Here is a 21,606-nt window from a genome sequence, read left to right as displayed (position 1 = left end):
AATAGACAAATGAATTTAACAGATGATCAAATCAGGGATTTAGCCCTATCGACGCAGAAAGAGCTTGGCAAGCTGAAATTCAATCAGATTGCCCAGGATCTTCAGCATTACGATGTCATGGGCAAGATCATGAAAAAGGACAAGGTGCAGTTTGATTCCGGCAACGGCATCCAGCGGAACATCATGGTGGATAATTCGCAGGCGGCCAAAAATACCGGCCTGTATGCCAAAGATGCGGTCAATGTTGCCGATGTGATGAAGCAGGTTGCTATCCCCTGGCGGCATACGACCACCAATTACGCCTTTGAGCGGCGTGAGATGGCCATGAACCAGGGAGCAAGCCGGATTGTCAACCTGATGAAGGTGCGGCGAACCGATGCGATGCTGGCTCTGATTGAGCTGATGGAAAAGAACTTCTGGGGTGCGCCGGTCGATTCGCAGGACAATTTAACGCCGTTTGGGGTTAAATACTGGATCAACAAGTTTGCCACCATTGGCGGCAGCGGGGTTGGGTTTGCCGGATTTAACAGTGACCGGCCTGCGTTTGAAGCCAATGGGGCTGGCGGATTGAGCCATCCCAAGTGGCATAATTGGACGGGGCAATATACCTCGGTAACGAAAAACAGCCTCATTGCCCTGATGCGGCGTGCCCATCGGATGATCATGTTTGAATCGCCGGTGGACATCCCCGACTATCGCAAGGGCAAAGGCCAGCAGTACCGTATCTATACCGATCTGGCGACGGTCGAGGCCATCGAAAAGATCGGTGAGGCCCAGAACGAAAACCTGGGACGTGATCTGGCCCCGTATGATGATGCGATGACCTTTCGCAGGCATCCCATTGTCTGGTGTCCGCAGCTTGACCCCGGCAATGAGAACGAAGGGACTCCGGCCAACGTTGAAGGCGATATCTACTTCATCAATTTTGCCTGGTTCTACCCGGTCTTCCTCAAGGGGGAATACCTTCGTGAGGCCGAGCCGGAAAAAGCCCCCAATCAGCATACGGTGTTTGTCAATCATATTGACCTGACCTGGAATATCCTCTGCACCGATCTTCGCAGACAGGCTGTTCTCTGGAAGGCCGCATAAGAAAGGATCATAACAATGGAAGTAACCTATATCGATCAGCAACTGAATCACCCCAAACGGGTCTGCCTGGATAATACCGCAGGCCCGACAGCCGTGACCATCAGCCGGGGCGAATCTCTGGGCTATGACATGACCAAGGACAACCTGGGGTATGTGACCAAAATGAACGCAACGGCGGCCTTAAACCGCCTGTTTGCCGGGATCAGCCGCAAAAGCATGGTGATTGCGGCAGGCCAGAAAGGGTTTTTGGAGATTGACGAACCCGGCAGCATCACCGAGGCCCTGGTGCTGGATGGTGCGGTGGATGGGGTGGCGGAATATTCCACCCTCAAGTGGAAATACCATGCCACCAAAGGCGGTGTCCTGTCGGAATCGGCGGGAGCCGTCGGATGTGGTGCGGCGGTACTACTGGAAGCGGTGGGAGCGGCCAACCCCGCCGTAGTTCAACTGAAACGGGTCTATCTGGATACAGGCAACCGGCAGATTTCGGCCTAACCAGCGGTGTTTTGATCAACCCCAAAAACAAGGATGAAGTATGAATCAGATTAATTTTGAAACGCAGTTTGACCAGCGGCTGGATGCCTTGCTGAACAGCAAGCTGGCCGCCCTGTTTGGAAATGGCTATGCGGCTTTGAAGGTGATACCGACCGTTGATGCCCATGATGGGCGGACGATTTTTTCCGACAATGGTGTCCTGAAACTGTCCAGTGCGACATAAGCCGTGAGTCTTTCGATTACCTACAATGAGTTGCAGCAGGCGATAGGCCGTTATCTGGGCTATGGACGTAATGTCTGTGGCCCGGATGACGGCAGCCAGGAATGGGCAGATATTGAAGACTGCATTAAATCAGGGCTTCGCCAATTCTATGTGCCGCCGCCGGTGCAGGGACAGGCCGGTTCGCACCAGTGGTCGTTTCTGCGTCCGGTGACGGTCTTGCCGCTGGTTGGTGGTCTGGGTGATTACGATCTGCCGGAGGATTTCGGAGGGATCGTCGGGGTATTGACCTATCCGGCAGGGACTGTAACCAGCCCGGTCTGTCTGGTTGGAGAGTCGGCAATCCGAACGCTCCGACAGGGCAGTTTGCAGGGGGGCAAGCCCACGCAGGCGGCAATACGGCCCAAGAGCAGTACCGGCACGGCGATTCAGCGGTTTGAGATTTTGTTCTGGCCGACACCGGATATCAGCCTGGACCTGTCATACCGTTATTACGTGCTGCCGAAGGCCCTGAGCAATGAAAATCCCTATCCCTACGGCGGTCAGCTTCACTGTGAGACAATTCTTGAAAGCTGCCTTTCGATTGCTGAACAGCGGCTTAACGATGAAAAGGCCATTCACTGGGATAAGTTTATGGAGCGGCTGACGGCCAGTATCCAGATCGACCGCAAGACCAGCGGGGCGGATTTTCTGGGATATAACGCCGACCGTTCCGACGGGGCAGGCAATACAGCCAATGACCGCCTGACGTATGTGACCGTGCATGGCCAGATAATTAGCTAAAGAGACCCTACAACATGATTGAAATTGTGAATTTAAGTCTGTCCGGACAGACCGAATATACCATTCCACACGATACGGCGGCGATTGCATTCCATGCGATGGGAGGCAATGTGCAACTGCGTCATCTGCCCGCAGGTTCCCCCTGGACCCTCATGGCAGGACAAAAAGAATCCATTGATACCCGTTCACTGGCAGGTCAAAAACTCTATTTGACCGGCGCGGATGGAACGGTTCTGGAAATTCGGATTCTCAAAGGATTGTTGGCTTGATATGGCACAGGACTTTTTAGAACCCGGATTTATTGATGCGGGGGTGGAATTAAAGCGTCTTCCCATCCCAGCCTCCATGACCACACGCAAAGAAGCCCTGTTTGGCTTTGATGTGCAGGACCGGCCCGTCCGAATTATCGATGGGTATGCAGTCGGGTCGGCGTCGGAATGCCTGTGTTTCAGTGCGGGATTAAAGCCCAAAGCAGCGACGATATTACGAATCAAGAGCCGCTGGCTGATGGTCGGCGGTCTTGCGGGCAACACTTTTTCCCTAAGTTATCAGCGGCAAATCGACGGCACCGAGACTCCCTGGGCGACTTTTGTCGCCGCAGGCCCTGTCTGGCAGGAGTTGGAGTTGACTATTCCCCTGGATGATATTGCCGCTGGTCAGGAAGTGATTTTCAATCTGGTGGTCACCGGGGCGGTGATTACCGGCAGTGATGATTTAATTTATATGGTATGCAGTTCCACTGGTTCAGTCAGGGGGTATTGGGGATGAATTATCTGCCGGAAATGGATTTATTTGAAAAAAGCCCTTCGCAACGCTGTATCCTCGATGTGGAAACAACGGGGGCATCGTCGATTCAAAACCTTTGTGGAGTCAATGGCTTTACCTCGGAAAATGTCCGGTTTAATCCGGGGCTGGGGGCCTTTGAGTTTGGAACTGTGCCTGCGGCCATGTGGTTTAACCAGGTCATCCCGATCCAGCGAACGGATAATTTCCGGATTCAGGCCCGAATCAAATTAAACGCTAATATTGTCAATGCCCCGATAGTGACCTGTCAGGACTGGACTCCCAAGGGGCGGGGCTGGAATTTACGGGTTGCCGACAAACTGTATTTTAATATTTCCGCCAGCGGAACCAGCCGTCTGATGACAAGCTGTCCGCTTCCTTCGATTGGGACAGAACACTTAATCGAGGTGATTGGTACCTATTCAACCGGTATGACCGTCCCGGTCATTCAGATTCTGTATGATGGTCAGGCCCAAACGGTGTCGATTGATGATTCTACATTAAACACCGTGGTTGTTTATACCTTTGCCTGTACCTTCATCGGACGTTTAAATACCGCGACGACCTGGACGGTCGATGAACGGGGCAGTCTGGATACGGTTCGGGATATTCGGGTGGAGCGTAACGGAATGGAAGTGCTTAACGTGCCGGGCAATGATTTCAGGCCGGGCAAGGTGTACAACCGTCTGACGGGGGAACAATCTATTCAGAGTCGCCCGGTCTCCCGCGATGCCTGCGGCTGGATGGACTTCTGGTTTGGTTCGACGTTTCTGCGATACAGCCTGCCGACGGCGTTTGATACCCGCAATTTCACCTTCGCCTGCTGGTGTCAATTTACCTTCAATGAAGAAAACAAGCCCTTGATCCTGTTTCAAATCCAGGATGCCGTCAATGGCTATGCAGGGGGTGATGTGGACCTCCATTTTTATCACGCGACGGGTTTTTTCAAAATGCGGGTGCGGGATACGGTGGGGGAAGATGCCCCTTATACGTATGACAGTCTTCTTTCTTCTGCGGCCATCAGACCGGTCTTTATTGGCTGTTCCCGGACACCGGACGGCAAATATCTGATGTGGGTCAATGACCGCGTGTCCAAGGTGGCTACGCAATCCAGGGCGATTGCCCCAGTTCCCAATATCGACAAAATTACCCTCTTTTATTTGGATACCTGGGGGCGACGTAAGCTGCACAATGCCTGGATGTGGAATTATGGCTTTACCGAGGCTGACTTTCTGAATCTTTATAAGATGACCAAAGGATACTACGGGGTGGCATGATGGCAATACTTGCAACGATTGATAATGGCCAGGTGGTTGCAATCCAGACCCATTGCAGCAGGACACAACTGAGCGATCCCACAAAGCGGATCGTGCCGCTGCATCTGGCCGACAAGCCGGTGTCCGACCTGACCGTGGTCGATGAGGCCATTGTCGAAAAAACACCAAAGGAAAAAGAACAAGCCCTGCTGATCCGTCGATGGGCGGTTGTTCGGGCCGTCCGTAACGACCGGTTATCGCAGACGGATTTTGAGGCCCAAAAGGCCTTTGAGGGGGTTGCCAGCACCGACTGGCCGCAGATCAAGGATCATCGGCAGATGCTGCGCAATATCCCCCAGGACTATGCCAATGACATTGCAGCGGCCGAGGCCCTGCTTGGGATCGGGGAGTGGTGGTGAGATGGTTGTGACGATTCCATTTCCCTTAAAAGGGGTCAATAAAAACTATGCCGAAAGCAATCAGCCCAATCTGACCAGCCCGGCCATGCAGAATGTCCGGCCTTTTGATGTGATGAAGACACGGGTTCGCGGCGGCCAGCGGCCCGGCCTCAAAAAACAGTATGCCGTCTGTATCGGTGCCGGTAAACCGGTGGTTGCCCTGGCGGAAGTGACTATTGTGGAGGTGAGCTGATGGCCTATTGGCATAATGAACCGACCAATGTCCAGCCGACCGGCAGCGGCAGACCGCTGACGGGTCTGGTGATTACCTGGGAGACGGTCTCGGTTCAGAATAACAATTATTATTACCCCTTTATTGAGTGGCAAATCTACTTAAATGGAACCCGGATTCATACCTCCAGTTCACAGGACTTGAGGTCGTTTACCTATACCGGGACACTGACCGCTTCGACCAACTACACGATCACGGTTGATATGTATTGCAATAAGCGGGATATTTACGGCGAGGCCTATCCGTATTACCAGACATTTACCGCGACGGCGACATTCAGGACGATTGAGTATCCGCAGTCCTTTAGTCTGACCGCCCCGGCCAGTGGTGCAACGGGGGTTGCCAGGAAACCCACCTTGAGCTGGGGAGCTTCCTCCTATGCACAAGGGTATCGTGTCTATATCAATGGTGCCCTGGAAGCGACCGTTGCGACGAACTCTTACACCCTGACCCGGAATCTGGACTGGAGTACGGCCTATACCTGGTATGTTCAGGCCTATCGCAACGATAATTCCGGTACCTATACCGCCGCAGCCCGCAGCTTTACGGTCATGGCCGAACCCAAGCCGCCCACCAAGCCGGTGATTGTCGCACCGGCCAACGACAGTGTGGATATTCCGCGAAGCCAGCAATTACAGTGGAAGGATGGGACCGGCGGTGATCCGGCAGCCAGTTATGATATTTACTTTGGGCTGAATGCCGCGACCGTGACCAATGCTGATACCGCAAGCAGTGAATTCAAAACCAACCAGTCGCATACCGGCAGCAGTACCTCGACGCAGGGGTACAATCCCGGTTCTCTGGGTAATAATGTCGATTACTACTGGCGTATTGATGCCAAAAACACGCAGGGGACGACCAAAGGGGATACCTGGCATTTTAAGACGATTCAGGTCCAGCTTGGGACACCCATTGAAAAGGTCTATCGCAAAAAGCTCATTGCCCTGGCGGATAATGCGTTCTGGTATGAAAACGCCTCGCATAACTTAGTCCGTCTTGGAAACCTGCAAATCGTATCCGGCGACGGCCTTGACCTGACCAAACCAGTATCCATGCTGGCGGCCTATCAGAAAGTATTTATTGTCAACGGCTCATCAAAAAAGGTGGTGGATTTTTCCAACACGCGACTGACGGTTTCGACACTGACCCATATTCCGCAGCGGGGCTGTATTTTAACCCAGGCCAATGGTGCGGCGATGGTCATTGATTATATCGACAGAACCAATAAGTACATTTACGGCTTTGTCACTAATGGGGCCTTTGTGACCGGCCAGACCGCCAGTGTGACCGAAGATGGTATTGGACACGACTATTCCGTCACCGCCGTTCGCAATATTTCTGCTGAACCACTCTATTATAACTGGCAGGTCTATCCTCATAACGACGATACCGCCACCGTCAAGGTCAACGGTACGATGCCGGAAGAGCCGACCATCCTTGCCCTGTACCGGGGCCGAATTGTGCAATCCGGCGATAAAAACTCTCCGCACATTGTCTATATGGCCCAGATCGCCAATCCGTTTAATTTTTCCTACGGCGGCGATGATGTAGTGGGGGCGGTGGCCCAATCCAGCGGGTATGCCGGAAATATCGGCGATATTGTCACGGCGATTATCCCATACCGGGATGACTATATGATCATCGGCTGCTCGCAAACCATGTGGCTGATGCGGGGTGATCCGGCCTCCGGCGGGTCGATTGACCAGATCAGTTTTACCGCAGGTCTGTTCGATAAGACCAGCTTTGCCTGGGATAGTGAAGACAACTTGTATTTTCTGGACTGTAACGGCATTTACCGGATACCGGCAGGTTTTGGGGCGGTTGAAAAACTGACACAAAACACCTTGCCTGATTTTAATACCGAGTTTGCCTTAACACCGGATGTCCACCGGGTCACGGTCGTTTATGACCGCAAGAAACACGGTATCCTGATCTGCAAGACCGATGTCGATACCGGGGATAATCAGAATTACTGGCTGGATTTGCGGACCAGCGGATTTTTCCCCGAACACTATCCGGCGGATTGCAGTGTCTATGCCGCCGGGTATTACTCGGCGGACGATCCGGCCTACCGGGAATTGTTGTTGGGGTGTCGGGACGGATATATCCGGATTTTTGACCCGCGATTGTACAAGGATCAGGCCAGCAGTTCCGAGGCGGCCATCCAAAGCTGGATGCTGATCGGCCCCGGCCACATTGCCGCCGAAAACAAGCAGGGGATATTGACCCACCTGTTGTTTGTGCTGTCGGAAGAATCCAGCCAGCTTGCCTATGAACTCTTTACCGACACAACCGCCCAGGCAGCCATTCGGGCTGCCCTGACCGAGTCCGCTGGTGCGGATTTCAAGGGCACGATCCGGGCGGGACTGTCGGCGATGATCCGGCCCCGGTGCAGAGGGGCCTATCTGGTAATGAAGCTGGGCAATCAGACCTTAGACCGAAGCTGGGCCTTTGAAAAGATTACCGCCGACATCCGGCAGGCTGGAGAGGTGCGATGAGTATTTCCCTGACACCGGGCGACTGGACCAAACTGCGGCAGATTTTGCAGCGGCTGTTTACAACACGGTTTGTGGCGACAGAGATGAAGCGGGGAACCAGTCAGCAGAATGCCGGGGCAGCCAAAGATGAATTATGGATTGACACAAGTGATAACAACCGAGTGAAAGCAGGAATTTAACAATGGGAAGCTATGGACATTACTGGTTTAACGGACCCAACGGGTGGTATCAGGCAAGGTCTGTTAAGGGTGCTGGAGGTGCATTTACCTGGGAACAGACGCCGATGGGTAAGGCCGAAACCAACATTACACAATTGAAGGCCGAATATGAAAAGGCCTATAATGAAGCCAAACAAGCCAACGAACAGCGATATAATCAAATCCTGGGCGGATACGATACCCTGTATAGCGATACAATGACCGGTCTGGAAGGGATGGGGGATGCCGCCAAAAAGGATGTCAACACCAGTTATGACAAGGCGTTTTCGCAGTCCATGCAGGGACTGGTCAATTCCGGGATGGCCAATTCGACGATTTTGCCGTCAGTATCGCTGAATAACTCCCGCCAGAGGAGCGATGCCCTCAACAGTCTCAATGAGATTCTCCGCAGGGAACGGCTTGGCTACATGAACAGCATTACCAACAACAAGCTGAATTTCATGGAACGCCGCGAAGATACCTATCCGGATTTAAATCTTTATACCAGCCTTATCAACAGCTATGGCAATTACCTGGGCAATATCGGCTATGCGCCGTTGCAGACTACCAAATAATCTTGTCAGGACAGATTACCAATGGGTATTAAAGTCGAACATCGAATATCGGGCGAGGCCCTTGCCAATACCGCCTATGCCGCAGGCGAGGCACAGGGGCAGGAACGCCGCCGTCAGCAGGATCGGGAGTACACTCTCCAGCAGGAAGCCAACGCGATTCGGGAGAAGGCACGTCAGGATGCCAACGCCCAGTTTTTCGCTCGCTTGCAGGCCCAAATCCAGCAGAACAGTGATGAAATGGCCTTCCGTCAGCAGCAGTATGAGGAATTGCCCGAACGTCAGTTACAGCTTGGCCAGAACGAAAACAATCTCCGAAAAGACCTGTCGGAATGGGAGTATTCCCACGCTCAAGAGCGGCAGGTCCAAAAGCTGGCCGAGGCCCGTGATTATGTCACCCGTAATTCCGATGGACGGTACACGCCCAAAGAACAGGAAAACCTGCTGCGTCAAATTGATGGGCTGGAATACGGCATCAGTCCCATCCAGCGGAAGGTCGAGTCTCCCTGGCCAGCCGAACAGGATACCGGGAGGGTCTGGGTCGATGAAAAAAGCGGTGCGACACTAACCCGCGATGACAAGGGTAATGTCAAGGTGTTGGTCAAGGCCGATGACAGCAGTTCGTTTGCCAATCGGCTCAAGCTCAAGGAAACCATCGCCAAATATGCCAAGGATATTTACGATTCACGTCAGATGTCGGAAAGTCCCGTCTCGCTGGAAGAGTCGTTAAAGGTTGCCGAGCAATTTTACAGCGACCTGATGCCGCAGCCGCAAAATACCTCGCTGTCTCAAAATACACCCACCGGGGATGCTGAGTCGATGGCCGATACCATCCTTCGCAATGTCATGAGTCCGGCAACCTATGCCGCAGCCAAGGCAACGGGGCTTCCGTCCAAAGACATTTATTACATGGCCCAGCAGCTTATGAGCCAGCCGAAAAGAACGGTGACTGTGGGAAAAGAAGTCAGCAAAAAAGACTGGCTGGCCAGGAAGGATAACCTCAACGAGTACCGTCAGCGGTTTGCCGCCGGTGTTCCGCAAAAGGAGATTGAGGAGGCCTATCGGAATGATCCCTATGTCAAAGAAAATAACAGTGCTTTGGCCGATCCGGATCATGAAGTAACGACTGAGTATGCGACCTGGGAAGAATTAACCGATGCCCAGCGCCAGCAGGCCTATGAACAGTATCTGGATCAGAATAAGCAACCTTTCGGGGATCGATTCGGTATGGCGGTAGCGAGGGTTATATCCTCCGACGATTATAAGCATTACCAGGAGAAGCAAAAGGCCCACGAGAACAGCCTCTTAACTGAAAAGCAGTTTTCAGAAAAATGCACCGACAACCCGGATTTCCTGTGGCAGTTTGTCAAAGTTCACAATCAGCCGCAGGAAGTCAAGATTGATTGGGGCAAGGTCAATCAGCATCGGGCGATTGATTCGCAACGCAAGGCCTCTTTATTCGGAGATGTGAAATGAGTACCTGGCAGGAGATGTTTGTCAACGATCTTGCACATCAGCAGAATGCCGCGACCGAACCTAAACCCATTGGTTTGGCAGAAAATATCCAGAAGGGCGGCTGGTCGGGCTTCTTTGACCGGGCAACCCTGGGCACAAAACCCATGATTGAGGCGGGACTGCTTTATAATTCCACCAAGCGATTTCAGTTTGATGATTATCCCCGTACCGAAGATGGCTGGAACCAGCGTCTTGAAGATAAACAGCGGATTGTGGATTATCTGGAAGAGCAATCCGAACTGGCCGAGCGGGGGCTGACGGTCCCAGCCAAGGTGGGGACGGTGGTATTTGACATGCTGCCGTTCATGGTAGAGTTTGTCACTACCGGCGGTCTTGCCTCGTTAGGAAAGGCCGGGGCCAAAAAGGCGATTTTGAGTCTGGCCCGAAAATATACCACCAATCAGACGGCCCGAACCCTGGCCAGTGTGGGATCGACGGCGGTCTCTGCGGGAATCAGGGCTTCTTTGACCCCGCAGCATATCGCGGAAAAATACTTTGAAAACCGCCTGCCGCAGTTTGGGCTTGATGAACAAAACCAGGTGGTTCTCGGAGAGGCCCAAAACACACCGGCCACGGCCATTTACATGGCTATCGGCGACCATTATATTGAGCTGTTGAGCGAGGAATCCGGGGCTGGGATTGCGGCGATGGCTAAGGGGCTAATCCCCAAAGGGGTGCATTCGTCGGCCTCAAAACTAATGAATTCTCTGCGTAAAAGCTGGATTAAAGCGGTTCCGGGCAGGGATAGTATTGCGTTTGCCAAGCGGATCGCCGAAAAGGGCGGATTTCATGGCATTCTCGAAGAAATGGGGGAAGAGCGGCTTGGCGATGTCCTTCGGGCAACCTTTGGAGTGGATGACTTTGGCAAAAAAGATGGCAATGTCTTTGAGCGCTTGATTGCCGCGATTCCTGATGGCCAGCAGTTATTAGTAGAGGCTCTGGCATTCAGTGTGCCGGGAGTGGCCAAAGCCGCCGTTGCCGCAGGGCATGAATTCATAGCGCCGCCACAAAACAGTGTTATGGCAGATACTCCGCAGCCGGTCATAGACCAGCCGATGGAAGAAACTGTCCCATTGCCCCAGGCCGAACCGCAGGTCACAGAGACCCCGCAGCAAACAGAACAGGCCCAGCAGGTGTCGGATGAACCGACACCCGCCGAAGAACTGGCCCCGCCGCAGGCGGAGGAAAGTCCTGCTGCCGGGGATCGATATTATTCGTATGATGGCGATTCGGGCAAATTCACCGAGGTTCCGGAGGCTGAAAAGGTTGAAATTCCTCATTTGGAGGGGCTGGATTTCTTTGTTGCCCAAAAAAATGGTATCTGGAATGTCTATGAAGGGATTACCGGTCTTCAGGTGGGCGGCAACCATAAGAGCAAGAAACGGGCCATTGGTGAGGCACAACGAAAATTAGCCGACCATAGTGTTGATAGTGTTCAAAAATATATTGATTCGGGCGTTGAAAAACACGGTTCCAGCCCTAAATATCCCGACTATAAATCCTCCCAGACAATCCCGCCCAGGACCGAACCGTCTGAATCGACTCAGCCGCAATCGACCTATTCCGATGAAGCACTGATGGAAGAGGTGATTCGCAGTGCCGGGGTCAATTCGATGATTGACAAGGGCATTGACAGTCAGGAAATTTTGGCCCGGTTGAAACAAGGCCAGCCCGGTGTGGGATCGGGTGGATTCCGTGCCAGTGTCGGCGGCTATGTCAGAAACCGTAAAGTCAGTACCGATTATATCGTTGTTGAAACGCCACATGGGGTCAGAAAATATAAACTGGCCGAGGCCCTGGATAAGTATCTGACCAAGCGTAAGCCCGCTGAACCGAAACCGTCTGTACAAGCCGAGGATACCGTCCCAACGCCTGCCTCTTCACAATTCAAGGAAGGTCAGGCTGTCACATACCCGGATAAAACCGGCAAGATGATTACGGGAACGGTAAGTCATACCGGTACAATCGGCAGCAAAGAGTATGTCAGTATTAAGGCCAACCCCGAACATGAGGCGGTGGTTGGCGGTGGTATTCCGATTGGCCGTCAGGAAACAGTCCCTGCCCACAAAGTTCAGGCGATGGAAGAGGGTGTACCCAAACCGAAATCCGAAGAACCTAAGAAATCCATCACTGAACACTTGTCGGACCAGAAGCAGCAGCGGCTTGCGGAACTGAAAAAACGCTTTCATGACAAATTGAACAGTCAGGTCAATATGGGCTTTGACCCGGAGATGTTGACGATTACGGCGGAGATGGCGGCTCTGTATATCGAGGCGGGGGCCAGAACCTTTGCCGAGTTTGCCCGCACTGTTGTTGGGGATGTGGGGCAGGCGTTTAAACCGTATCTGAAAAGCGCCTACCTTGCTGCCCGGAATATGCCGGGAATGGAGACATTCCGCAAAGAAATGGATAAGGCCGATTATGTAGATGACTTGAACGAGTCGGATATTGATGGTATTCTACATTCACAAGATCAGGAGATAAGCGATGGTAAACTGGAACGAAGTCAACTTTCAGGACTTTCAGGCGGCCCTGTGGCATCTACAGGAACAGTGGCCCAGGAAACTGGAACACCTGCTTACGACAAGCACACTGGAGAGCTATCTGACCCAGACCGTCCAGCAGGCGGCCAGGGCCAGGGGCCAGATGAAGCGGGACAATCCGGACACGCCGGACGACGTGATTCGGGAAATCATCCACAGTCAGATCATCGCTCCGGAAAATCCAGAGTACCCCGATTACGATCTAAACGATCTGAAACTGAGTCCGCAGGCCAGGAAACGTCTGAAGAAATTCCAGAAGGAAGTTCTGGACAGCGACTGAATCACCGCATCGGCCCCGATGATGTGATTGTGCCCGGCGGGGCGATGACCCAGGTCAAGGCCAATATCGAGGCGATTAAACTTCTCAAAAGCCTTGAAGCTGAAAAACTGTCGGCTACACCCCAGCAGCAGAAAATCCTTGCCCAATATACCGGCTGGGGAAATCTGTCACAGGTCTTCCACGAAGGTTATGGCCGTGCGATGATGGCCCATGAGAATGGGGAAAATTCCTGGCGGTACAGCCGGGATGAGAACTGGGAAAAGAAGTGGGGTAAATACTATAAGCAGCTTAAAGAGCTTCTGACTGAACAGGAATTTAACGCCGCCGCCGCTTCCACGCTTAATGCCCACTATACCGAACGGGGTATTATCGAGGCGATGTGGAAGATGGCCCAGAGGCTGGGCTTTCAGGGGGGGACGGTGCTGGAACCGGGTGCGGGGGTCGGGCATTTCTTCGGGTTAATGCCCCAGGCGATTGCGGACCAGTCAAAACTGATCGGTGTCGAACTGGATTCGGTCAGCGGACGCATCCTGTCGCAGCTTTATCCCGATGCTAAAATCCTGGTCAAGGGCCTTGAGGAAGTCAACCTGCCGCCCAATTCCATCGATCTGGTCATTACCAATGTCCCTTTTGCCCAGGAAGGCCCCGCCGATGCCAACAAACGGTATGGGCAAAGCCTTAATCTCCACAATTACTTTTTTGCACGGAGTATTGACAGTCTGCGTCCGGGCGGGCTGGTTGTGGCTATTACCACCCATCATACGATGGATTCGGCCCTTAGCCAGCGAAAACTCCTGGCGTCCAAGGCCGAACTGATCGCCGCCGTCCGGCTGCCCAACACCGCCTTCAAGGAAAATGCCGGGACGGAAGTGACGACCGACATTCTGATCCTGCGAAAGCCCGTAACGGGGATTGTCAGCGGGCAGGAGTGGACACGGGTCGGCGAAATCCAGACGGCGGATGACAAAACGGCCTCCATCAATGATTATTTTATCCGCAACCCGGACATGATGCTGGGACACCCCAGCATGGAAGGCTCTCTTTACGGCGGCTCAGAGGAGTTTACCCTCCAGCCGCTGGATCAACCGCTCCAGGAATCCCTTCAGGAAGTCATTGCCGGATTGCCTGAAAACATTGTCTCCGAAGGCAGTGCCGGGGTGGACTTTGAGCAGGTCGGATCGCTGGAAGGACTCAAGGAAAATTCCCTGGTCTTTCAAAACGGAAAACTCCTTGCCGTTCAAAACGGGGCCTTGGTTGCCGTCTCGGAAGTCACCGACAAACTGACTTCTGCGGCGATGAAAAAACAGGCCATCCAGTTTATCACGCTGCGGGATACCTATCAGCAGCATTTGCAGGCCATGCTGCGGGAGGATGCCACCGAAGAGCAGATTATTGTCTCGCAAAAGACTCTCAATGAGGCCTATGACCAGTATATTGCCAAGTATGGCTATGTGAACAGTAAAAGTTCCCAGAAATTCTCGTTTGATCCGGGTTATTATCTGGTTGCCTCGCTGGAAGATGGGGTCAGTACCATTGATCCCAAGACCGGCAAAGAGGTTACTCATTTTACCAAGGCGGCGGTGTTTACCAAACGCACGATTGAACCGGTTCGTCCGCCGACCCGTGCTGAAACCCTGACCGATGCCCTGCGAATTGCCTTGTGTTACCGGGGCAAGGTCGATATGGCCTACCTGTCCCAACTGACCGGAAAAACCGCTGAACAGATTCAAACACAGTTTCTGGACGATGGGATTGCCTTTGATAATCCGGCAACCGGGCTGTGGGAGACGGCGGAACGGTATTTAAGCGGCAATGTCCGCGAGAAACTCCGTTTGGCACAGGCTGCCGTTGAGACCGACAAACGCTTTGAAAAGCACATCAGTGCATTGAAGGCGATTCAGCCGCAGACGGTCGGTATCAAGGAGATTCACTTCCGGCTGGGGGCAACCTGGATACCCCAGGACATCATCCAGGAGTTTGCCCGTGATATTTTGCAGTGTCCGCGAGGACAGGTCAAATACGTGGCGGCCCTTGACGAATGGACGGTAGTTGCCGGGACGTTTTATCAGAATGCCCGCAATACCGAGACTTTCGGCACTAAGCGATTTTACGGCCATGAACTGCTTGAAAAAGCCCTCAATATGCGGCAGATCAGGGTTACCGACAAAATCAAGGACGGCGACACCGAACGGACGGTCTTTAATCAGAAGGAAACTCTGGCCGCCCAGATGGTTGTGGAAAAACTCCAGCAGGAGTTTACCGCCTGGATTAACCGGCATGATGATTATGCCGTCCAATTGCAGAATGAATACAACGAGCATTTTAATTTTTATGTGACCCCGCAATACAACGGTCAGCACCTGGAATTACCGGGGTCAAGCAACGTCTTTCAACTGCGCACGTATCAGAAAAATGTCATCTGGCGGATGCTTCAGGACCGCTGCGGCATGATAGCCCATTGTGTCGGGGCGGGCAAAACCCTCTCGATGGCGGCAACCGCAATGGAAATGCGGCGGCTGGGGCTGGCCAAAAAGCCCCTGATTGTTGTTCAGAATGCGACGCTGGGGCAGTTCCCGGCACAGTTTCGTGCCATGTACCCAACGGCCAATATCCTGGTGGCAACGCCGGAAGACCTGGAAGCCAAAAAACGCAAGGTCTTCATGGCTCGGATTGCTTCGGGGGATTATGATGCCATTATCATGGCTCAAAGCAGCCTCGATCTGGTTCCTGACGATCCCGAACGGGAACGGCAGTACATGGAAGATCAGATGGCCGAACTTAAAGACAGCCTTTATCAGGTTGCCGAAACCGAGGGTGATAAAGGGCCATCGGTCAAGGCCATTCAGCGACGGCTAAAATCGCTGGAAAAACGACTCAAGGGACTGCGTGACAAGCTGGCCTCCAGGCAGGATGATGTCCTGACCTTTGAACAGCTTGGGATTGATGTGCTGTTTATCGATGAGGCCCACGCCTATAAAAAGCCGCCGTTTACGACTAAACTGACCAGTATTAAGGGTATTGACAATAGTCCCAGCCAGAAGGCGTCGGGCCTGTTCCTCAAAACCCGCCATATTCAGGAAAAGAGCGGCGGCAAGGGGGTGATTCTGGCCACCGGCACACCGGTCACCAATACCCTTGGTGAAGCCTGGCACATGCTGAATCTGGCCACACCGCAGTTGCTGGATGAATTTAATGTCACTACCTTCGACCAGTTTGTGGCGACGTTTGCCCAGGTCTTGCCGACGATTGAAATGAATGCCGGTCAGCGGTGGGTTCAGCGGCAGGTTTTGTCTAAATTTGCCAATGGTCCGGAACTATCCCGGCTGATTCAATCGGCCTGGGATGTACTGACCCGTGACCGTCTGGCGGAGGAACTGGAAAAACTCGGTAAGAAACTGCCCCAGCTCAAAGGTGGTAAGACCGAATCGGTCTCGGTTCCCTTATCTCCCTCGGTTAAATCCTTCAACCAGTTTTTAAAACAGGTTTATGACCGGTATGAGGGGTTATCCGGCAAGGAAAAGCAGGCCTATAGCTGGGTTCCGGTCGTCACTTATAATGCCGCCAAAGCCGCTGCACTGGATATTCGTCTGGTCTATCCGCAGGCTAAAGACGACCCCGGCAGTAAGGTCAATACCCTGATCAACAGGGCGGTTGCGATTTACCGCAAGACCAGCGATACTCAATCGGCACAGCTTGTCTTCTGCGACTCGTTTAATCATGTCAATATGTCCAAACTGACCAGTTTTGTGTCGGGGCAGGCGGTGCAGATTGACATCGAAGAAGATGCTGAATCCGCCGTCATTGAGGATATGTTCCTCTACAAGGACATCAAACGCAAATTAATGGAACAGGGAGTTCCTGAACACGAAATCGCCATCGTCAAGGACTACAAAACCACCGACCAGCGGGAGGCCTTGTTTGAGCGAGTCAATCGCGGCGAGGTCCGAATCCTCATCGGCAGTACCGCCGCAATGGGTGTTGGCGTCAATGTTCAGAAGAAACTCTACGCCATTCATCACTTGGATACCCCCTGGCTTCCGGCAGACCTCGAACAGCGGCAGGGCAGGCTTTTGCGTTATGGCAACGAAAACGAATACGTCGAAGAGCTTGCCTACGGGATGGAAAGCACGCTCGATGCGGCTATTTACGCCAAGATCGTCCGCAAGGCCAAATTTATCTGGCAGGTTCTCAGCGGTCGGGTCTCGTCGAGGGAGTTTGAAGACCCGGCTGGGGCCTTGATTATCTCCGCCGAAGAACAGATGGCGTCACTGTCGGGCGATCCGAGAATCTTTGAGAAGATTGAACTGGAAAACTCCCTGCGTCAGATGCGGATGGAAAAAGATACCCACGCCGATGCGATTGCCCGAAGCCGGGATAGCAAGTTTAAAAGCCAGAAGGAAATTACCGACCTGGTCGATAAGACCATCCCTGCCCGCAAAGAACGGCTGGAGCAGATTGAAAAGCTCATTGACGGTCAGACATGGATCCGTGATGGGAAGGCCATCGATAAAAAAGACCTGACTGCGGCCTTGCAGGAGATCATCGACAAATGCACGGATAAGATTCTTCAGGATACCAAAAAGAGTATCATTGAACCCTTTCACCTGCGTGGGCTTGCCCCATTGACCGACAACAATGTGGTTTTGAAAGAGACGATTAACGGTCTGGATGTGTCGATGGTGATGGGCGTCTATAAGGTTGCCGCACAAGGGGCTGGCGGGGGACTATCCTTTGACTGGAAGACAGAAATCAGCACGCAAATCAGTCTTGACGGGGTGGTTTTATATCACAGCGACGCCCATACCGGCAGCGGAATTGTCATGGCATTGGCCAATATTCCAAAAACGATTGCCAGAGACCTGGAGACTTCGCACAATCGGGTTAAATATCTCAGGGATAATATCAAAGAACTCGAAGCCATTATCGAAAAATCTTTCGATAAAGACGACCTGCTGGTAAAAGCCGAGGCCCGTCTCTCTGAAATCAACCGTGATCTGGTTGGCGAAGGTGACAATAAGCGGCATTCGGTCAAGAAACCCAAACCGCAGCCCGCACCGGCTCAAAAAGTCAAGGCCGATGAATCGGCACAGACACAAGCAGGCCGCAAGCTGATTGAGCAACTCCGTACCGATACCACCAAAGGCCCGCGAACGATAGTGGAGTTTGTCAATAAGCTGGTCCAAACCAAGATGCTGGTCGGAAAAAGCCAGACTTCCGGTCGAAACCCCGCCCATTACTCGGCATTCGGCCATATCATCCGCAGCCGAAGCGGGTTGTGGCAGCTCAATTTCCATGAGGCCGGACATGCCCTGTCGGAATTGCTGTCGGACCAGAAGAAGGGCTGGCAGGACGATATTAAAGATGACCTGGTTGCCTTTGCCAAAAGAGATGGCTCGATGGCCTCGGCCAAGACCGCCGAGGAAGGATTTGCCGAACTGATTCGATGCTATGTCGCTAATCCCGATGAAATCCCCAACAAACTGGCCGGCGGTTTTGAAAAAGCGGTATCTGAAATGGCCCCGGATATTCTCGACGGTCTCAAGGATGCCCGCAAGGCCTATCGTCTCCACCGTTCCAGGCCGATTCTGGACCAGTTAAAGGCCATCCAGCAGGATAAACCCGCCGAAAAATCCCTGTTGGATTCGATTACCGATCTTGCCTATCATGGTCTGTACTCGTTGCTGGGCGGCTCTGCGGTCATTCACCGCCTGATGCGAAGCACGTTTGCCAAAATGGCAGGTGATGGGGCATTATCTGCGATGGATGTAACCGGTATTGTCGGAGTCATTAAATCGAAATTAAATCGTGCGTATCAATCCCGCCTGAAACTGGCACGCCAGTTCCGGCAGGAAGTCGCCAATACCAAGGCTGATATTGTGTCGGCCTATCAGACGATGATCCACCTGCGTCAGGAAATCCAGCGGGCCATCTATGGCATCCGCAAAGGCAGGGAGGGGATTCGGGTTTATGCCACCGGCAGGGGATTTGAGGAATTGACCGAAAAAGATGTGGAACTCCTCAAAAATGCCGGTTTTGAAATCCCGCAGCAGAAGGCCGAACACGGTCACTGGCTCTATCTATCCGACCAGTCCATCAGCCGGATTAAACACACAGTCGGGCTTGCCGACTGGCAGGCGTTCTGCCTGTGGGGGCAATACCGGGCGGCCCTGGAACGCTATCATAAAAAAGGACACGAATATCCCGGTATGTTCGATGGTCTGGATGCTGAAACTCTTGATACATGGATCAAACAACAGGCCAAGGATCACCCCCAGTGGGATAGTCATTTCAAACAGATTCAACAATACATGGATCAGTTGCTGCTGGTATCGGTGTTGTCTGGGGAACATACCGCCGCTGATGCCGTCAAAATCAGGCTGGCATGGGAAGATTACTGGCCCTTGCCCCGCCAGATTGAAGACCGGCACACCAAACACAGCGGGGCGGGAGTTGACCCCGACAGCGGTATCCGGGCGGCCTTTGGGTCGTCATTGCCCTTCAGGACGCTCGATGAAGCCATTGAAACCCGTACCCGTATGGCTCTGGAGGCCTACTATACCAATAGACTCATGGGATCGATGATCGAATTCGGCAAGTCCATCAATACCATGAAAGACCTGCCCTTTGACATCCGCAAAAATGCCTCGCGGATCATGCTGCCTTTGCGTCTGGATACCAAACTGGCCGCCACCATGAAGGATTCCGAGCAGGCCCAGATCATTGCCGACTATCTGAATAAGCAGAAGGCCCAGGAATTGAATATGAGTGTCGAGACACTCACGATGACCGGTCAGGGTATTGACGCCGACGATGTTGAAATCACCCATCCCGGACGCAAACTCTGGCGGACGGCAAGGCCCAAAGCAGTTCGTGTTGCCAGTGTTTTTCGCAACGGGAAACGCCGGTATTATCAGGTTACCGATTCATTGCTGTTTGAAATGCTGTCGCGGGGCAATAATCCGTCCAAATATTTTGGGTGGATTTCCAAGGCAATGACCGGGATGGTTGCCCCGTGGCGAAGGGCCTTGACCCAGAATATCGGGTTTGCTCTGGCCAATGCCATCAGCCGTGACCCCGCCAATGCGGGCTTTATGGGTAAAGACGGCTGGAAATCTCTGATTCCTTATTATTATGCCGGATGCGGCCTGATTAACCGGCTCAAAGGCAATAATATCAATGCCGATGCCGTCAGCCAGTCGGAATTATTGAGCAAGGCCCTGGATCATACCACCAGGGATGCCCACCAGGGCATTGTCGGGTCGTTTAAGGAGATGCTCAAAGAGGGGATTTTCCTGACCGACTATCACGACCTTACCCTTAGCGAAAGGGCCGCCGCCTTACCCGGCCAGATGATGAGTGTGCTGATGAAGCCGATTGACATTTTTAACTGGACCAGCGGCGGACGCTGGCTCAGCCAGATCGGCGAAGAACTACCCCGTGAAGGGGCGTATATCTCCGCAATCAAGAGAGGCCAAAGTCCAGAATCCGCACAGGTCGATTATGACTATATCACCGGCGACTTCGGCGGCAAACCCGGCTCTGCCAATATCGCATCTCTGATTAAGGCGGCTGGATTCCTCAATCCTGCCCTGCGGATCATGTGGGGGCAACTCCAGCGGGTCACAGACCCCGACCCTGCGGCAAGGGCGTTTAATATCGCCGCTAAAATGCCTGCCCTGATGATGTGGGGAGCAATCGGAGCAGCCATTAACTACCTGATTATCCGGGCCATTAACCCCGATGATGACGACCGGGAAGCCGTATTGGAACAGATGCGGGAACGTCCGGATGACAGCCGTCTGGCATATATGGCCATTGCAGGTAAAATCCGCCTGCCATTTGATTATGGTTTAATCGGGGCAGCCTGTTCCTTCGGCTGGAACTCAGTCGAACAGTGGCTTCTGGATGATCCAATTGCCGCTGAAAAAAAGGCCAAAATCCTTCTGGCACGAGCCAGGGAACTGCCGGGAATTACCGACATCCTCAATCCCTACCTGAAAACAGGGGCCGAATTATGGCTGAATCACAGTTTCTTCTATGATGAGGATATTGTACCGGTCTGGATGGAAAATGCCTATCCCTACAATCCGGAACTGAAAACATGGCCCAATATGCCGGAAATTTACAATAAAATCGGCAGGGGATTGAAGGTTAGCCCCATTAAGATACGCTATGCGGTGCAGAATATCTTTACCCGCCAGATGGATGATGTTGTCAAAGTTGCAGAAAAGATCAGGGGTAAAGAGCCGTTCACCGAAGCGTCGGATTTACCGGTTGTCGGGCGGCTGATCCATCGGCAGTCCACAGGCTGGCAGTCCGAGTCCGTCCAGAGCCTGTCGGACCTGGATAGGCAGTATGGGGCACTGAAGGCCCAATTAAAAGACATGGAAAAACGCAAGGCCTTCGGCAAAGACTATCAGCAGCTTCAGCGGGAAATCGCCAAGCTCAAGCCCATCCACGAGGCCATGCTGCATATTGAGAAGCTCTGGAAGGAGGTTAAAACGGAGTCCGCTAAACCCTATCCGAACAGGGATAAAATAGATAGGCTAAAGCAGGAGATGACAAAGCGGGCTAAAATTATTCTCAAAAGGCAGCAGCCATTAAAAGTAGCCTGATTAAATAAGGGATGACAGGTGTACTGGAGTAACGGATATGATGCCATATTTGTTGCTTAATCAAGCCCTG

At 52.9% G+C, this 21,606-nt stretch carries 14 protein-coding genes; all 14 read left to right on the top strand.

The window, feature by feature from the left end; translation table 11 throughout:
- The first annotated feature begins 9 nt into the window (after positions 1 to 9).
- The 14 genes from ACQ9LF_RS10225 to ACQ9LF_RS10160 are packed head-to-tail and all read left to right on the top strand — an operon-like array spanning position 10 to position 21,536.
- Positions 10 to 1,089: a phage major capsid protein gene (locus ACQ9LF_RS10225; RefSeq protein WP_462489301.1), complete on the top strand. Its 1,080-nt coding sequence runs from the start codon at positions 10 to 12 to the stop codon at positions 1,087 to 1,089.
- Positions 1,090 to 1,104: 15 nt separating this feature from the next.
- Positions 1,105 to 1,584, top strand: a complete 480-nt coding sequence (locus ACQ9LF_RS10220; RefSeq protein WP_462489300.1) for a hypothetical protein — start codon at positions 1,105 to 1,107, stop codon at positions 1,582 to 1,584.
- A 40-nt stretch (positions 1,585 to 1,624) separates the two neighbouring features.
- The gene (locus tag ACQ9LF_RS10215) at positions 1,625 to 1,807 is read left to right on the top strand and encodes a hypothetical protein (protein WP_462489299.1); all 183 of its coding nucleotides are present in this window, start codon (positions 1,625 to 1,627) and stop codon (positions 1,805 to 1,807) included.
- A 3-nt stretch (positions 1,808 to 1,810) separates the two neighbouring features.
- Positions 1,811 to 2,587 (top strand): phage adaptor protein, encoded by a 777-nt coding sequence (locus ACQ9LF_RS10210; protein WP_462489298.1) that lies wholly within the window; start codon positions 1,811 to 1,813, stop codon positions 2,585 to 2,587.
- Positions 2,588 to 2,601: 14 nt separating this feature from the next.
- Complete coding sequence (locus ACQ9LF_RS10205) at positions 2,602 to 2,856, top strand: hypothetical protein (RefSeq protein ID WP_462489297.1); 255 nt, start codon at positions 2,602 to 2,604, stop codon at positions 2,854 to 2,856.
- Position 2,857: 1 nt separating this feature from the next.
- Positions 2,858 to 3,355 (top strand): hypothetical protein, encoded by a 498-nt coding sequence (locus ACQ9LF_RS10200; protein WP_462489296.1) that lies wholly within the window; start codon positions 2,858 to 2,860, stop codon positions 3,353 to 3,355.
- Entirely contained in the window at positions 3,352 to 4,647 is a 1,296-nt protein-coding gene (locus tag ACQ9LF_RS10195) for a hypothetical protein (RefSeq protein WP_462489295.1), read from the top strand. The genes ACQ9LF_RS10200 and ACQ9LF_RS10195 overlap by 4 nt, the downstream gene beginning before the upstream one ends.
- Positions 4,644 to 5,045, top strand: coding sequence for a hypothetical protein (locus ACQ9LF_RS10190; RefSeq protein ID WP_462489294.1), 402 nt, complete (start codon positions 4,644 to 4,646; stop codon positions 5,043 to 5,045). The genes ACQ9LF_RS10195 and ACQ9LF_RS10190 overlap by 4 nt, the downstream gene beginning before the upstream one ends.
- Position 5,046: 1 nt before the next feature.
- Entirely contained in the window at positions 5,047 to 5,277 is a 231-nt protein-coding gene (locus ACQ9LF_RS10185; RefSeq protein WP_462489293.1) for a hypothetical protein, read from the top strand.
- A complete protein-coding gene (locus tag ACQ9LF_RS10180) occupies positions 5,277 to 7,814 on the top strand; it encodes a hypothetical protein (protein ID WP_462489292.1) in 2,538 nt (845 codons plus the stop codon). The genes ACQ9LF_RS10185 and ACQ9LF_RS10180 overlap by 1 nt, the downstream gene beginning before the upstream one ends.
- Positions 7,811 to 7,993 (top strand): hypothetical protein, encoded by a 183-nt coding sequence (locus ACQ9LF_RS10175; protein WP_462489291.1) that lies wholly within the window; start codon positions 7,811 to 7,813, stop codon positions 7,991 to 7,993. The genes ACQ9LF_RS10180 and ACQ9LF_RS10175 overlap by 4 nt, the downstream gene beginning before the upstream one ends.
- Positions 7,994 to 7,995: 2 nt before the next feature.
- A complete protein-coding gene (locus ACQ9LF_RS10170) occupies positions 7,996 to 8,586 on the top strand; it encodes a hypothetical protein (protein ID WP_462489290.1) in 591 nt (196 codons plus the stop codon).
- A gap of 21 nt (positions 8,587 to 8,607) precedes the next feature.
- A complete protein-coding gene (locus ACQ9LF_RS10165) occupies positions 8,608 to 10,059 on the top strand; it encodes a hypothetical protein (protein ID WP_462489289.1) in 1,452 nt (483 codons plus the stop codon).
- The gene (locus ACQ9LF_RS10160; protein ID WP_462489288.1) at positions 10,056 to 21,536 is read left to right on the top strand and encodes a helicase-related protein; all 11,481 of its coding nucleotides are present in this window, start codon (positions 10,056 to 10,058) and stop codon (positions 21,534 to 21,536) included. The genes ACQ9LF_RS10165 and ACQ9LF_RS10160 overlap by 4 nt, the downstream gene beginning before the upstream one ends.
- Positions 21,537 to 21,606 lie beyond the last annotated feature (70 nt).

Origin of the sequence: Anaeroglomus insulsum (assembly GCF_050689095.1) — a bacterium.
GTDB lineage: Bacteria > Planctomycetota > Phycisphaerae > Sedimentisphaerales > Anaerohalosphaeraceae > Anaeroglomus > Anaeroglomus insulsum.
The sequence above is the reverse complement of the archived record's forward strand: the minus strand, read 5'-3'. Positions and strand labels throughout refer to the sequence as shown.